This window comes from Muricoccus radiodurans (assembly GCF_050154705.1).
GTDB lineage: Bacteria > Pseudomonadota > Alphaproteobacteria > Acetobacterales > Acetobacteraceae > Roseomonas > Roseomonas radiodurans.
Genome location: NZ_CP189561.1, coordinates 4,671,811 through 4,686,784, shown reverse-complemented (window position 1 = coordinate 4,686,784; position 14,974 = coordinate 4,671,811). Strand labels below are relative to the sequence as shown.

10 protein-coding genes are annotated in these 14,974 nt (G+C 72.9%); 7 read left to right on the top strand and 3 right to left on the bottom strand.

The genetic code is table 11. The features are described 5' to 3' along the window. Positions 1-17 precede the first annotated feature (17 nt). From ACP6CK_RS21980 to ACP6CK_RS21965, 4 genes are all read left to right on the top strand, one after another. Positions 18-1,202, top strand: coding sequence for an MFS transporter (locus tag ACP6CK_RS21980; protein ID WP_426955450.1), 1,185 nt, complete (start codon positions 18-20; stop codon positions 1,200-1,202). A gap of 208 nt (positions 1,203-1,410) precedes the next feature. Continuing rightward, positions 1,411-2,340 carry an isocitrate lyase/PEP mutase family protein gene (locus tag ACP6CK_RS21975; RefSeq protein WP_426955449.1) on the top strand — a complete coding sequence of 310 codons (930 nt, stop codon included), beginning with the start codon at positions 1,411-1,413 and terminating at the stop codon, positions 2,338-2,340. Between the two features lie 7 nt (positions 2,341-2,347). Next, positions 2,348-5,044, top strand: coding sequence for an aconitate hydratase AcnA (gene acnA / locus ACP6CK_RS21970; RefSeq protein WP_426955448.1), 2,697 nt, complete (start codon positions 2,348-2,350; stop codon positions 5,042-5,044). 318 nt (positions 5,045-5,362) lie between these two features. Next, on the top strand, positions 5,363-7,306 hold the full coding sequence (locus ACP6CK_RS21965) for a HAMP domain-containing methyl-accepting chemotaxis protein (protein ID WP_426955447.1): 1,944 nt from the start codon (positions 5,363-5,365) through the stop codon (positions 7,304-7,306). Here the strand turns inward: ACP6CK_RS21965 and ACP6CK_RS21960 are convergent. Beyond that, positions 7,303-8,343 carry a LysR substrate-binding domain-containing protein gene (locus ACP6CK_RS21960; RefSeq protein ID WP_426955446.1) on the bottom strand — a complete coding sequence of 347 codons (1,041 nt, stop codon included), beginning with the start codon at positions 8,341-8,343 and terminating at the stop codon, positions 7,303-7,305. The two genes, ACP6CK_RS21965 and ACP6CK_RS21960, sit on opposite strands and share 4 nt — an antisense overlap. 203 nt (positions 8,344-8,546) lie before the next feature. On the opposite strand from ACP6CK_RS21960, the gene ACP6CK_RS21955 reads away from it, so the two are divergent. The 3 genes from ACP6CK_RS21955 to ACP6CK_RS21945 are packed head-to-tail and all read left to right on the top strand — an operon-like array spanning position 8,547 to position 11,235. Beyond that, positions 8,547-9,533, top strand: a complete 987-nt coding sequence (locus tag ACP6CK_RS21955; RefSeq protein ID WP_426955445.1) for a Bug family tripartite tricarboxylate transporter substrate binding protein — start codon at positions 8,547-8,549, stop codon at positions 9,531-9,533. Positions 9,534-9,545: 12 nt separating this feature from the next. Next, complete coding sequence (locus tag ACP6CK_RS21950; RefSeq protein WP_426955444.1) at positions 9,546-10,208, top strand: HD domain-containing protein; 663 nt, start codon at positions 9,546-9,548, stop codon at positions 10,206-10,208. A 22-nt stretch (positions 10,209-10,230) separates the two neighbouring features. Continuing rightward, entirely contained in the window at positions 10,231-11,235 is a 1,005-nt protein-coding gene (locus ACP6CK_RS21945) for a Bug family tripartite tricarboxylate transporter substrate binding protein (protein WP_426955443.1), read from the top strand. A gap of 76 nt (positions 11,236-11,311) precedes the next feature. Here the strand turns inward: ACP6CK_RS21945 and ACP6CK_RS21940 are convergent, their stop codons facing one another. Both ACP6CK_RS21940 and ACP6CK_RS21935 read right to left on the bottom strand, forming a co-directional pair. Continuing rightward, entirely contained in the window at positions 11,312-12,595 is a 1,284-nt protein-coding gene (locus ACP6CK_RS21940; protein WP_426955442.1) for a calcium-binding protein, read from the bottom strand. Between the two features lie 181 nt (positions 12,596-12,776). Continuing rightward, a complete protein-coding gene (locus tag ACP6CK_RS21935) occupies positions 12,777-14,951 on the bottom strand; it encodes a hypothetical protein (RefSeq protein WP_426955441.1) in 2,175 nt (724 codons plus the stop codon). Between the last annotated feature and the right edge of the window lie 23 nt (positions 14,952-14,974).

The following is a 14,974-nucleotide window of genomic DNA, read 5'->3' as shown; positions in this document are numbered from 1 at the left end:
TGACAAGAGCCTTCCCCATGAGACCTAACCCTCCTCTCCTCGCCCTCGCGGCGGGCGCCTTCGGCATCGGCGTGACGGAGTTCGCGCCCATGGGCTTCCTGCCCGTCATCGCACGGGACCTGGACGTCTCGATCCCCGCGGCCGGCCTGCTGATCAGCGCCTACGCGATCGGCGTCATGCTCGGCGCGCCGCTGGTCACGCTGACCACCGGCCGGCTGCCGCGCCGGACCCTGCTCATCGGGCTCGCCGCGGTCTTCACCCTCGGCAACCTGCTCTCGGCGGTCTCGACGGGTTACGGCATGCTGCTCGTCGCGCGGGTGATCACCTCGCTTAACCACGGCGCCTTCTTCGGCGTCGGCGCGATCGTGGCGGGAAGCCTCGTGCCGCCGGGCCGGCAGGCCGGGGCCGTCGCGGCGATGTTCATGGGCCTGACGGTCGCCAACGTGGTGGGTGTCCCCCTTGCGGCCTGGGGCAGCGAGGAGCTCGGTTGGCGCGCCGCCTTCTGGGGGATCGCGGCCCTTGGGCTGGTGACCATGGCGGCGCTGCGCCTGACCCTGCCGCCCCTGCCCGCGCCGCCGCGCGGCAACATGCTGGCGGAGCTGCGCGTCCTCGGCCGCCGGCCGGTCCTGGCGGCGCTGGGCCTCACGGTGCTTGGCTCCAGCGCCATGTTCACGGTGTTCACCTACATCGCGCCGATCCTGCAGACGGAGACGGGCGCTTCCATCGGCTTCGTCACCGCCATGCTGGTGACCTACGGCGTGGGCCTGACGGTCGGGAACTGGCTGGGCGGCCGCTTCGCCGACCGCTCCGTGGACCGCACGCTGATCGTCACCCTCGCGGTGCTCTCCGCCATCCTGGTCGCCTTCGCGGCCCTGATGACCCATGCGGTGCCGACCGCGATCCTCGTCTTCCTGTGGGGCGTCGCGAGCTTCGCCCTGGTCCCGCCGCTCCAGGTACGCGTCATCGCCGCCGCTGCGGAGGCGCCGAACCTGGCCTCCGCGGTCAATATCGGGGCCTTCAACCTCGGCAACGCCCTCGGCGCGGCGCTCGGCGGCGCGGTGATCGCGGCCGGGCTCGGCTATCCGGCGGTGGCCCTGGCGGGCGCGGCCACCTCGGCCCTGGGCTTGGCGGCGGTGCTCTGGTCCCTCCGCCAGGGACGCGGCCCGGCACAGAACGGGGTCGTCCTGACCGAGGCGGGGTGAGCAAGAGTCTCTGCCGGAGCGGGTGGAAGGGGGAGTGAGCTGCTAATGGTAGGATAAGTGTCAACAGTACCACTTCCTTATAGTCCCACTTACCCCGGGTTCCCCACGCAGCGACGGAAGATTTTCCCCCTCCGGCTTCTTCCTTGACCCTTCCGCCGAAGTGTCAACAATAGCCGGAGCGGGGCGTTCCGTCCCGGGAGGAACGCCGATGCCCCCCAATCAGCCCTCGCCCGGTCAGCGGATGCGCGACCTGCTGGCGCAGCCCGGCATCCTCGTCCTGCCCGGCGTGTATGACGGCTTCTCCGCCCGCCTCGTCGAGAGCCTCGGCTTCAAGGCCGCCGGCATCACCGGCGCGGGGCTGAGCGAGTCCAAGCTCGGCTGGCCCGATGTCGGCCTGATGGGCTACGAGGAGAACGTCCGCTCCGCCGCGGCCATCGCCGCCTGCTGCAACCTCGCACTCAACGCCGATGCCGACACGGGCTACGGCAACGCGGTCAACGTCTACTTCACCGTCCAGGGCTTCGAGCGCGCCGGTGTCGCCGGCATCATGATCGAGGACCAGGTCTGGCCGAAGCGCTGCGGCCACATGGCCGGCAAGCAGGTCATCACCGCCGAGGAGCAGGTCGAGAAGATCCGCGCCGCCGCCGAGGCGCGCCGCGACCCCGCCTTCGTCATCCGCGCCCGCACCGACACCACCGCCATCCACGGCGTGAAGGACGCGATCCGCCGCCTGAACCTCTACGCCGAGGCCGGCGCCGACGTTCTCTTCGCCGACGCGCTCCTCTCCGCCGAGGACATCGCGCTGGTCGCGAAGGAGGTGATCCGCCCGCTGGCCGTGAACATGGGCTTCGGCATCCGCCGCCGCCCCACCACGCCGCTCCTCTCGGCCCGCCAGCTGGAGGACATGGGCGTCAAGATCGCCTCCTACCCGCGCCTCCTCACCTCCGCCGCGATCCAGGGCATGATGAACGCCATGACCGTGTTCAAGCAGTCCCTGGACGAGGGTGTCGTGATCGACCGCCCGGACCTTCAGGTTTCCTTCGACGCGCTGAACGCGATGATGGGCCACGGCCGCATCAAGGAGCTGGAGGCGCGCTTCGTCGGCGCCGCCCAGTCCCTGAAGCCCGCGGCCGAGTAGCCGCGCCGTGCCGCGGGACAGCTTCGGCACGCTGCGCCAGATCCAGGTCGGTGACGCGTCCTTCGATTACTTCAGCCTTCCCGCCCTCGGGGCGCGGCTGGGCCTGGACCTCTCGCGCCTGCCCTTCTCGCTCCGCGTGCTGGTGGAGAACCTGCTGCGCCACGAGGACGGCGTGGTCGTCACGGCGGAACAGATCGAGGCGCTGGCCCGCTGGCCCCAGGGCGGCGACGCCGCGCGGGAGATCGACTTCTACCCCGCCCGCGTGCTGATGCCGGATTCTTCCGGCATCCCGCTGCTGATCGATCTCGCGATGCTGCGGGACGCGATGGCCGCGCGCGGCCTCGACCCGCGCCGTGCCAATCCCGGCATCCCCGTGGACCTCGTGCTGGACCACTCCGTCACCGCGGAGTTCACCGGCTCGCCCGAGGCCTTCTCCGCCAATCTCCGGCGGGAGATGGAGCGCAACAAGGAGCGCTACTCGGTGGTGCGCTGGGCCATGTCGCAGGTCGCCAACCTGCGCGTGGTGCCGCCGGGCAACGGCATCGTCCACCACGTCAACCTCGAATACCTCGCCCACGGGGTGATGACGGCGGAGCGGGACGGGCGGCGCCTCGCCTTCCCGGACACGCTCGTCGGCACGGACAGCCACACGCCGATGATCAACGCCCTCGGCGTGCTCGGCTGGGGGGTCGGGGGCATCGAGGCGATGACGGCCCTGCTCGGCCAGCCCGTCTCGCTCCCGGTGCCGGAGGTGGTGGGATGCCGCCTGACCGGCCGCGCCGCGCCCGGTGTGCTGGTGACGGACATCGTGCTGACCCTGACCCAGGTGCTGCGCCGCGCCGAGGTGGTGGGCGCGATGGTGGAGTTCTTCGGCCCCGGCCTGGACGCGCTGTCGCTGCCGGACCGCGCGACGCTCGCCAACATGGCCGCCGAGTACGGCGCCACCATGGCCTTCTTCCCACTCGACGCGGAGGCGGTGCGCTACCTCGCGGAAACCGGGCGCGACCCGGCACAGGTCGCGCTGGTGGAAGCCTATGCGCGCGCCCAGGGCCTCTGGCGGGCGCCCGGCGACGCGCCGCCCGCCTACCCGCGCGTGGTGGACTTCGACCTCGGCGCGGTGGAGCCGTCCCTGGCCGGCCCCAGCCGCCCGGAGGACCGCGTGCCGCTCTCCGGCGTGCCGGAGAGCTTCCGCCGCGCCTTCGCCGCGCGCATCGGCGATCCGCCCGCCCCGCCCGCCGACACGGCGCCGCGCCCGCTACGCCACGGCGACGTGGCGATCGCCGCCATCGCCTCCTGCACCAACACGGCCAATCCCTTCCAGATCGTCGCGGCGGGGCTGCTGGCGCGCAACGCCGCGGGCCGTGGGCTGCGTGCCCGGCCCTGGGTGAAGGCCTCCATCTCCCCGGGATCGCGCGTCGTCACCGCGATGCTGGAGCGCGCCGGGCTGCTGGCGCCGCTGGCGGAGACAGGCTTCCACGTCATCGGCTATGGCTGCATGACCTGCGGCAGCGGCGCCGGCCCCTTGCTCCCCTCCGTGTCGGAGGAGATCGCAGCGGGTGACCTCGTCGCCCTCGGCGTCATCTCGACGAACCGGAACTTCGAGGGGCGGCTGAACCCGCAGATCCGCGGCACCTATCTCGCCTCCCCGCCCCTGGTCATCGCCTACGCCATCGCCGGCACGGCGCTGCGCGACCTCACGGCGGAACCGCTGGGCCTGGACGCGGCGGGCGCGCCCGTCTTCCTGCGCGACCTCTGGCCGACGGATGCGGAGATCCGCACGGTGATGGAGGCCAGCCTCGGCGCCGACCTCTTCCGCCACATCTACGGCGCCCTCGCCGATGGCGGGCCGGAATGGGCGGCGCTGCCGGTCGCGGAGGGGCCGCGCCTCGACTGGGATCCGGCCAGCCTCTCCATCCGCCGGCCGCCCTTCCTGGACCCGGTGGAATCCGCCCCCGCCGGCGCCATCCACGGCGCCCGGCCGCTCCTCCTCCTCGGCGACAACGTCACCACCGACCACATCTCGCCGGGCGGGCTGATCCCGCCGACGACGCCGGCCGGCCGGTACCTCATCGCGCACGGGCTCACGCCGAAGGAGTTCGGCACCTATATCGGCCGCCGCGCGAACCACGAGGTGATGATCCGCGGCACCTTCGCCAATCCGCGCCTGCGCAACCTCCTGGCCCCCGGCACGGAGGGCGGCCAGACCCGCCACATGCCGGATGGCGCCGACATGACGGTGTTCGAGGCCGCGGAGCGGTACCGCGCCGAGGGCGTGCCGCTGGTGGTGGTCGCGGGCAAGAACTACGGCAACGGCTCCTCCCGCGACTGGGCGGCGAAGGGCACGCGTCTCCTCGGCATCCGCGCCGTCATCGCGGAGGGCTTCGAGCGCATCCACCGCTCCAACCTCGTCGGCATGGGCGTGCTGCCCTTCCAGTTCCCGCCCGGCGTGACGGCCGCGACGCTCGGCCTGGACGGGAGCGAGGTCTTCGACATCGCGGACCCGCTGGACGGCTTCCAGCCCGGCCGACGCATCGCCGCCCGCATCCGCCGCGCCGACGGGCGGGAGGAGGCGCTCGATCTCCTCTGCCGCGTGGACACCCAGCAGGAAGCCATCTGGCTGCGCGCCGGTGGGATCCTTCCCTATGCCCTGCAACGCCTGCTCGGCGACGTGGCGACGGAACCCGCCATGGGTCCGGCCCGATAAGGAACATCGCCGTCGGTCGCCGCACGGGGGAAGGGATGCAGCGGGCCCACCGCGGGACGAGGCTGCGCCGGCCCTTCTGACGGGCCCCGAGCCCTGCCACGGCTTCCCTGATCGGCGTCGAAGGGTTGCGCGCGGCCGGCACGCCGGGGCGGAAGGGAGCCACTGCGTCAGCCAGCGCCGCTCCGGCCCTGGCCCGCCCCGCCTCCCCCTCCGGGATTAGCCTCTCGGCAACCTGGGTGTGAGAGACCTCCCGCATCGGAGGTCCACGCAGCCGAATTCTCGCCCGCATGCATGGATCCTCCGCAGGAACCCCGGACCATGCACTTCGTCTCGAACCTTCGCGTCGGCCGGAAGCTGGCGCTCGCCTTCGCGCTGCTCATCCTGCCGCTGCTGATCGTTGGGGGCGGGGTGTTCACGAGCCTGCGCTCGATCGACAGCGCGATCACCGCCGACCGACGGAGCAGCGAGGTCGCGGTCCAGGCCGATGCCATGCTGACCGCCATCCTCGCCCAGCAGAACGCCGCCCGCGGCCTTGTCATCAGCGGCATGCCGAACTTCCTGCGCGACGTGGAGGAGGCGCAGGCGGAGTACGCCCGGGCCCTCGCCCGACTGCGCGAGCTCGAGGACCATCCCGCTTTGCGGTCCCGCGTGGACGCGGCGGACGCGGAAGCTCGCGAGTGGCGGACCCAGTCCCTGGACCGACAGATCGCCCTTGCCCGGAACCCCGAGACCCGCGCGGAGGCCGCGACCTTCGTCTCCGGCGCCCGCGTCGCCCGCATCCGCGCCATCCTGGCCGAGGTCCGCGCCCTGACCGCGCAGGAGACCCGCCGGAACGAGGCGGCCATCGACCGCGCCTCCTTCCTCACCACCGCCGTGCTGCTGGGCGGCATCCTCGTCGCGACGATGCTCGCGCTGCTCATGGCCTGGTTGCTGACGCGCGCGATCGCGGCGCCGCTGGCCGCCATGACGGAGGCCATGCGGCGCCTCGCCGCCGGCGACCACGCGGTGGCGGTGCCGGGCGTCGGCCGCCGGGACGAGGTCGGCCAGATGGCCGACGCCGTCCAGGTGTTCAAGGACGCCGCGGTGGAGAAGCTGCGGCTGGAGGGCGAGACAACGGAGCAGCGGCGCGCGGCCGAGGCCGAGCGCCGCGGGAACGAGGCCGCCCGGGCCGAGGCCGCCGCGGCCCAGGCCGCCGTGGTGGAGGCGGTGGGCACCGGCCTGGAGCGGCTGGCCGCCGGCGACCTGACCTGCCGCCTGGAGCGCGCCTTCCCGGCCGAGTACGAGGGGCTGCGCGCCAACTTCAACGCCGCGATCGGCCAGTTGCAGCAGGCGATGCAGGCGGTGGTGGACAGCGCCCAGGCGATCCGCACCGGCACGGGCGAGATCGGGCAGGCCGCCGACGACCTGTCCCGCCGCACCGAGCAGCAGGCCGCGAGCCTGGAGGAGACCGCCGCCGCGCTGGACCAGGTGACCGCCACTGTCCGCAAGACCGCCGAGGGCGCGGGCCATGCCCGGGAGGTGGCCTCCCGCGCCGGGGAGGACGCGCAGCGCTCGGGACGGGTGGTGCAGGACGCCGTGACCGCCATGGGCGCCATCGAGAAGTCGGCGGGCGAGATCGGCCAGATCATCGGCGTGATCGACGAGATCGCCTTCCAGACGAATCTTCTCGCGCTGAACGCGGGCGTGGAGGCGGCCCGCGCCGGGGAGGCCGGCCGCGGCTTCGCGGTGGTCGCCTCCGAGGTGCGGGCGCTCGCCCAGCGCTCGGCGGATGCCGCCAAGGAGATCAAGGCGCTCATCTCCGCCTCCACCCAGGAGGTGGGAGAGGGCGTGCGGCTCGTCGGCGAGACCGGCCAGGCGCTGGGCCGCATCGTCGTCCAGGTTGCCGAGGTGAACGGGCTGGTGGCCGACATCGCCGCCTCCGCGCAGGAGCAGTCGACGGCGCTCGCCGAGGTGAACACGGCGGTGAACCAGATGGACCAGGTGACCCAGCAGAACGCCGCCATGGTCGAGCAGAGCACCGCCGCCAGCCATGCCCTCCGGCAGGAGGCGGAGGCTCTCACGGTCCTCACCGATCGCTTCCAGACCGGGCGCCCGCCCGGCGACGGCACGGCCTCCAACGTCGCGCCCCTGCGGCGCGGAAAGCCGATGGCCGCTCAGCCGTCGGTCCCGGCCAAGGCGCCCGTGCTGAAGGTCGTCCACGGAACGGCCGGTGGCCGCGCCGCGCGCCGGCCGGTCACGGAGGAGGGCTGGGAGGAGTTCTAGGCGGCGGGACCCGTCCGCCCCTCCCCGATCGCGCAACCGCCCTCAGGGCCCCGTGGCGTTCGCTCGGCGTGGGCCTCCCCGTCCCAGGCGGCCGTCGGCGGGAGCGGCGACCTCTGGGCCCTGCCGCGCCGGTCGGCGGAGACCGGCACGCCGACGCCCAGGCTGCCGTGCAGCGACTGGACGAACTCCTGCGCCAGGCGCGGCAGCGGCCGGAGCCGCGCGCGCAGCAGCCGCGCCACGCTGGGGATGGCCGGGCGGAACGGACGGCTGACGAGGTCGGATGCCCGGGCCCCGGCCAGGCCGAAGCCGTCCAGCAGCGCGATCCCGGCGCCGGACCGCACCAGCGCGCAGGCCATCATCGATTGCGGCACCTCCACGCCGATGCGGAGCGGCACCTCCGCCTCGGCGAAGGCGCGGGCCACGCCCTCGCCGATCACCAGGTGGCGTCCGGGGCAGATCAGCGGGACATCCGCCAGGTCCCGCGGCCCGATCGCCGGCCGCGCCGCCAGCGGGTGATCCGGCGGCAGCACGCAGACGACCTCGGTGGCCCGGAGGTCCTGAACGACCAGCCCCTCCGTCGCCACGGGGCCGATCACGAGTCCCAGATCGGCCCGGTGCCCGGCGACGAGCAGCGCCACCTCATGCGCGGAGTAGGTGTGGAGCGCGACGGACGCCTCGGGCCGCAGCAGCCGGAAGCGGTGGATGGCCTCCGGCAGCACCGCATTGGCCAGGGAGGGAATGGTCGCGACGGTCAGGACGCCGGCCCGGCCGGCCCGCAGGTCCTCGGCCAGGCGGCGCACGACGTCCAGCGCGGCGAAGGCGCGCAGCGTCTCCGGGAACATCGCCTGCGCCTCGGCGGTCGGGATCAGGCGCTTTCTCTGCCGGGTGAAGAGCGGGAAGCCGAGGCGATGCTCCGCCTGGGCGAGCGTCCGGCTCACCGCGGGCTGGGAGACGTTCAGCGCGGCGGCCGCGGCCGTGACGCTGCCGAGTTCCATGACGCGCCGGAACACCTCCAGCTCCCGCAGGTCGGGGTTCATAACCGGACCGCATGATGTCTGCGCATCTCGGTATTTGCACACATCCAAACGGCACGGCCAAATGGCCGGAAGGGCGGGCCATGAACGGCCGCAGAAGCCCGCAGGGAGGATGTGACGTGACGCTTGCCGCACCAGACCGCCGGCCGGTTCCCGCCCTCCCGAACGATGACGAGGCGCCCGGCCCCGTCCCGCGCGGAGCCGCGATGCCCAGGCTGGGCCGGCGCGGCGCGCTCTCCGCCCTGATGCTGGCCGCCCCGATGCTGGTCACCGCGGCCGGGCCGGCGCTGGCGGCTTGGCCGGACCGCCCGGTGTCGCTGGTCGTGCCCTTCCCGCCGGGGGGCAGCAACGACGTCGTGGCGCGCCTCGTCGCGCAGCATCTGTCCCGCAGCCTCGGGCAGCCCTTCGTGGTGGATAATCGCCCCGGCGCGAACGGCAACATCGGCGCCACCGCGGTCGCGCGCGCGGCGCCGGATGGCTACACGCTGCTGGTGTCCGGCAACGGGCAGAACGCGATGAACCACGGCCTCTACGCGCAGATGCCGTATGACTCCCGCACCTCCTTCGCGCATGTGGCGCAGCTCGCCTCGGTGCCGAACGCGCTGGTCGTCGCCACCGACCATCCGGCGCGGAGCTTCCAGGACCTGCTGCGGATGGCGCGGGCGCGTCCCGGCGCGATCGCCTATGCCAGCCCGGGCAGCGGTTCCTCCGGGCATCTCGCCATGGCCATGCTGATGCGGGCGGCCGGCTTCGAGATGCTGCACGTCCCCTATCGCGGCGCCGCGCCGGCCATCACCGATGTGCTGGCGGGGCAAGTGCCCGTGGTGATGATCAACGTGGACATCCCGCTGCCGCATGTGCGGGCGGGGCGCCTGCGCGTGCTGACCGTGACGAGCGAGCAGCGCAGCGGCCTCTACCCCGACGCGCCGACGATCGCCGAGGAGGGCGTGCCCGGCTTCTCCGCCGTCGGCTGGATGGGGATCTCCGCCCCGGCCGGCACGCCGGCCGAGATCGTGACGCGCCTGCACGCCGCCATCGCCGAGGCCCTGGCCGATCCCGCGCTGCGCGAGCGCTTCGCGGCGAGCGGCTACGTCCCCGGCGCGGGCAGCCCGGCCGAGTACGCCGCCTTCATCGGCGCCGAGATCACGAAATGGGGCCAGGTGACGCGCGACCTCGGCATCGTCCTCGAGTAGCGGGAGCGCAGCATGAACTTTCTCGACCGACGGCCGCGGCGCGAGATCACCGCCGCCATGCGCGACGGCGTGCTGGAAGACCTGCCCGAGCTCGCCGACCTCGGGAACGAGGAGCTGCGCCGGAAGAGCGTGGAGGCGTGGTGCCTCGCCCTGTCGGAAACCGCCTTCCACCGCGTCTCCGACATTCCCGGGGAGGCCAATCCCGGCATGTTCGCCCTTCGGCGCGGCACGCAGGCGACGCATCTTCGCGGCGTGACGCGGATCGCGCTGGCCCTGATGGACGAGTTCGCCGGCATGGACGAGGGCGTCCGCATCGATCGCGACATCGTCCTCGCCGGCGGCCTGCTGCACGACGTGGGCAAGGCCTGGGAGTTCGATCCCGGCAACCGCGCGCGCTGGACCGCCGACCCGTCCGGGTCCGGACTGCCGCCGATGCGGCACCCCGTCTACGGCGCCCATCTCTGCATCGCCGCCGGCCTGCCGGAGGAGGTGGCGCACATCGCCCTCGCCCACTCGCTGGAGGGCGAGAACCTCATCCGCAGCCTGGAATGCCTCATCGTGCAGCGGGCCGACCATCTCTGGTGGTCCATCGCCGGCGGCTGCGGGCTGCTGCAGCCGGAGAGCGCCCCGATCCTGGCGGCACGGAAGATCGTGCCCCGGGCGCTCGGAACTTGATGCAAGCGGGAGGGGAGCGGCCATGACCGGACAGCGCATGAACGGCGCGGGCACCACCCGCCGCGGATGGCTGGCAGCCGGCGCCGGGCTCGCGCTGCCGGCGCCGGGGCGCCCCGCCGCCGCGCAGCCCGCCTATCCCACGCGACCCGTGCGGGTGGTGGTGTGCTGGTCCGCGGGCGGCGGCGTGGACAGCACGGCGCGCCGCCTGGGCGCGCGGCTCTCCGAGCAGATGGGCCAGCCCTTCGTCATCGAGAACCGCCCCGGCGCCACCGGCTCCATCGGCGCCGCCGAGGTGGCCCGCGCCGCGCCGGACGGGCACACCCTGCTCTGCATCGACAACTCCTACGCCACCCTGCCCTACCTCTTCAGCCGGCTGCCCTTCGACCAGCCGACCGCCTTCCGGCCCATCTCAATCGCGGCGGTGTCGCCGCTCTTCCTCGGCGTCGCCGCCAACTCGCCCCACCGGGACCTCGCCGGTTTCATCGCCGCGGCGAAGGCGCAGCCGGACCGCATCAGCTACGGCACCGGCGGCAATGGCAGCGCCCCGCACTTCGCCACCGTCGCCTTCGAGCGCGCCTCCGGGACGAAGCTGTTCCACGTGCCCTTCCGCGGCGCGAACGAGGCGGTGCTCGCGGTGCTGTCGGGCACGGTGGACGCGGTGATCGTCTCGATCGGCTCGGCCCTCGGCAGCCTGCAGGGCGGGCAGCTCCGGCCCCTGGCGATCAGCGGCAACAGCCGCGTCGCCGCCCTGCCGAACACGCCCACCTTCGCGGAGGCCGGCCTGCCCGGATACGGCGTGGTCAGCTGGTACGGCCTCGCCGCCCCGCGCGGCACGCCGGAGCCGATCGTCGCGCGCCTGCACGCGGAGATGCTGCGGGCCATCGCGACCGAGGACTTCAAATCCTTCCTGACCAGCGTCGGCTCGGAGCCCGGCGGCCTGGAACCCGACGCCTTCGCGCGGCTGATCGGGGAGGAGACCGCGCTGTGGCGGGACGTCGCGCTCTCCGGCGGCATCGAGCGCCAGTAGCGGTCATCCCCGACGGGGGAGCGACGGGGAGGCGGGTGCCAGCCTCGTCCAGCCTCTCCCGGACGAGCCCTGTGGCTCAGACCACGATGAAGTCGGCCGCGCCCAGGGTCGAGAAGGACTGATCGAGCACGGCGAAGGCGACCGGCGCGTCGGCCTCCCCGCTTCCGTCCGGGTCGAAGAAGAGCGTCCCGGTCGCCTTGTCGAACAGGATCCGATCCTCCGCGGAGCCCGCCGCGACGAGACCCCGCCCCGCGTGGAAGGCGCTCGCCGCCAGGGGACCCAGACCAAGCCCCGCGAAGATGTCGCCGTCGAGCCAGATCGCGTCTTCGCCCGCGCGGAAGCCCATGATCGCGTCGACATTCGTGCCGGCGTTCAACGCCGCGTCGAAGAGGAAGACGTCCGCGCCCGATTGTCCCGCCAGCGTGTCGTTGCCGGCCCCGCCCGACAGCATGTCGTTCTCGCCGTCGCCGTGCAGCAGGTCGTCCCCGGCCTCGCCGAACAGCCTGTCGTCGCCCGCGCCGCCATGCAGGCCCGCCACCACCTCCGTCCGCCGCGAGGCGCCGAACCACGTGTCACCGGAGGACCGCACCTGCAGCGACGGGCGGTCGTCGCCTACTCCGCCATACAGCAGGTCATTTCCCCCGCCGCCCCGCAGCAGGTCGGTGCCCTCCCCGCCGGACAGCGTGTCGCTGCCCGCCCCGCCGCTCAATCCTCCCCGCGTCGCGGTACTCAGGACCTCGAAGTAGCCGCTGTCGTCGTTGTAGGCCCGGAAATTCATGCTGAACTCGGCGTCGTCTCCCGCGCCGCCGATCAGGATGTCGTCGCCGTCGCCGCCGAGGAGAAGGTCGATACCGTTCCCACCATCGAGCGAGTCGTTGCCCCGATCGCCGCGCAGCCCCGCCTGGACCGAGGCCGATGTGTCCGTAATCTGGCCGTATTCCTCAAGATAGTTGTACCGGCCGGTGGGAGCGTCATCGCTCTCCCCTCCCAGCAGCGTGTCGTTGCCATTGCCGCCGACCACAAGATCGGCGCCCGCCTCCCCGTCGATCCGGTCATTTCCCTCGCCGCCATAGAGCCCGCCGGCCACGGTCAGCTCGAAGTAGCCCGGGTCACCGTTCGGGTAGCTTTCCTGGCTCAGGGCGTCACTCCCCCCGCCGCCGAGGATCGTGTCATCGCCGGTGTGGCCGGAGATGCGGTCCACCCAGTCGCCGCCCGTGATGCTGTCGTCGCCTCCGCCGCCATAGAGGCCGCCCAGGGTAAGGTCAGGGATATCAGGGCTGTCGTACTCGGCGACGTCCGCGTTGGTTTCATCCGGAGCAATGATGACGTTACCGAGCCCGGTCCCCTGTATCCGCGCCATCCCGTGTCTCCAGCGGTTCCCGCGAGAACGCTACACGGGAGAAACGTCCGGTCCAACCGGACAGTGCCGTCATGACACGCGCCGTTCGGCGAACGCCCGGAATCGCGGCATGGCCAGCTCCGGGGCAGGACAACGCGGATCGTGCCTCAGACGACACATCAGGCGCATGTCCGGCCGGCGTTCAAGAGCCTGGGCTTCGGGCACGACGTGCGGCCAACTGCTGGAGCAGGAGATCGGCGAGCCGGTCCGGATCGAGCGACATGTTGACCTGTCGCTCGCGGTTCCGGTTCAGGCCGCGGCGCTCCCCGGCGGAGGCGGGCTCGCCGAGGATGAAGTGTGGGATGGTACTGATCTCCGCCGCGATGGCGCCCGGGGAACGGGCCGCCTTGACCAGCCCGATGCCCGGCGGGACGTAGACGATTCCGGGCGCGTCGGTGAACCAGCCGACCTTGTGCTGCGTCGTGCCGAAGGGCGCGAGATAGACGTCCACCTCCCGTGCCCAGAGAACGCTCTCGCGCAGGGAGTTGCCGACCATGTTGACGACCGGGGAGGCCGGGCCGGCGGCGGCCCGGATGCGCTCGCCGATGGCGCGCAGCCCCGCGATCACCGGCTCCCACTGGTGGGAAATGTTGTCGATCCCGACCGGGTAGGAATAGCCGTCGAGCAGGATCGTGGTCCCAGGATGCGCGGCGCGGAGACGCGTGATGATGTGGAGGATGCCGGTTTCCTGCTCCGCCCAGGCCTTGTCCTGCATCCGCATGCCGATCCAGACGACCGGCGCCGCGGCGTCGCGCGCGATGTCCGCGGGCTCGACGGCGTCCGGGATCGCGCGTGGCCGCCGCTGCATGGCGGCGATGACGCGGCGGGAGAGGCTGGCGGGAATCCAGTAGCCGCCGCTGCGCACGACGATGCTGCGCGGATCCAGCGGCGCGGGGTCCGAGACGTTGTTCTTCGGAGGACGCTCCACGCCGATGCGGGCCAGCTCGGGGAAGAGCTCCTCCAGCGGCCCGAAGAACTCGGTGCCGAAGAAGATGACGCGAGACAGGCGATCGATCAGGCCCGTGACGGCGAGGCGCTCGATGGCCGAATAGAAGTTCCAGAGGTGGTGGGCGAAGTTCTCGGTGGCCGGCACGAACAGGACGGGCCCGGGGCGCGGCGAGGGAGCGGGCGGGCTGGCAGCATGGCGGATCGCGCGGCGGAGGAGCTGGACCAGGACGTTGGCGAGCTGTTCTCCACCCAGCGCCGCGTTGGCCGAGGGCCCGAAGGTGATGGAGAGGCCGAGGCGGGGCAGGTGCAGGCCGATGGCGGAGGCCCAGGGTCCCGAGCAGATGAGGACGAAGGTCTCGAGTCCCCGGAAGACATAGATCGAACGGCCGAAGGCGATGAAGCTGTCGGCGCAGGGGACGGGCTCGCCGGACAAGGGGTCCGCCATGGACAACGTGGCGGTGGCGACGATGCGATCGATGTAGCCGCATTCCCTCTCCGCCTTCGCGACCACGCGGCGGTCGGGCCCGGGCAGGCGGAGCGCCGTCGCCAGGCGCTCGCGCCAGGCCTCCGTGCCCGGCTGGAGGAAGTCCAGGGCGAAACGGCGCAGGGCCTCCGTCGCGACACCGAAGGGCGCGAGATCCTGTTCGGCGACCCGACCGAAGAGCGCGACGTTCCGGGGTGCGGGAGCGACGAGGCGGAAATAGAGTTCGGCCGTGACCGGATGGGCCCCCTGGGCGATGGCGAGGTCTTCGGCGGGAAGCGGCCGCCCGGCGATCCACGCCGTCCAGAGACGGTCGAGAGAAGCCATGTCGGGACGGCCCGCGGCCCGGCCGAGGAGCGGGGCGAAGCGGGCGCGGACATGCGCATCCCCGCGCCGGCCGAGCAGGGTGAGCAGCAGGGCGCGCTGGGGCTCGGGCGCCGTGTCCTGGAGCGCCTCAAGCCAATCCAGCAAGGCGTCGGCCGGGGCCGTGGACGCGAGGCGGTCGAGCACGCGCTCGACCAGGAGGCGGTCCATCGGACGGAGCAGGATCGCGTCGCCGAGCCGCTCCCGCAGATCGTCGGCCTCGACGCCGGCCAGCAGCGCGCCGGCGAGCGCGAGGCGGAGTTCCGGCGTGTCGCGGCCATCGGCCAGGGCGGCGCGGGCCACACGGTGCGCTGTCGCGACATCCTTCGTCGCGACGAGCAGATCGACGAGCTCGGCCGGCGCCCAGTCGGGCGTCGCGGGAGAAGGCGCCTCCAGCGCGGCACCGCCCTGGCGCAGCGCGGCGATGGCGGCCGCGGGGTTCTTCCGGTGCGCTTCCCAACGGCCGATCAGTCCATGGCAGGTCGCGGCGTCCGGGCCATCGGCCTCGGCGCGGGCGCGAAGCACACGGATTGCCTCCTCGGCCTCGG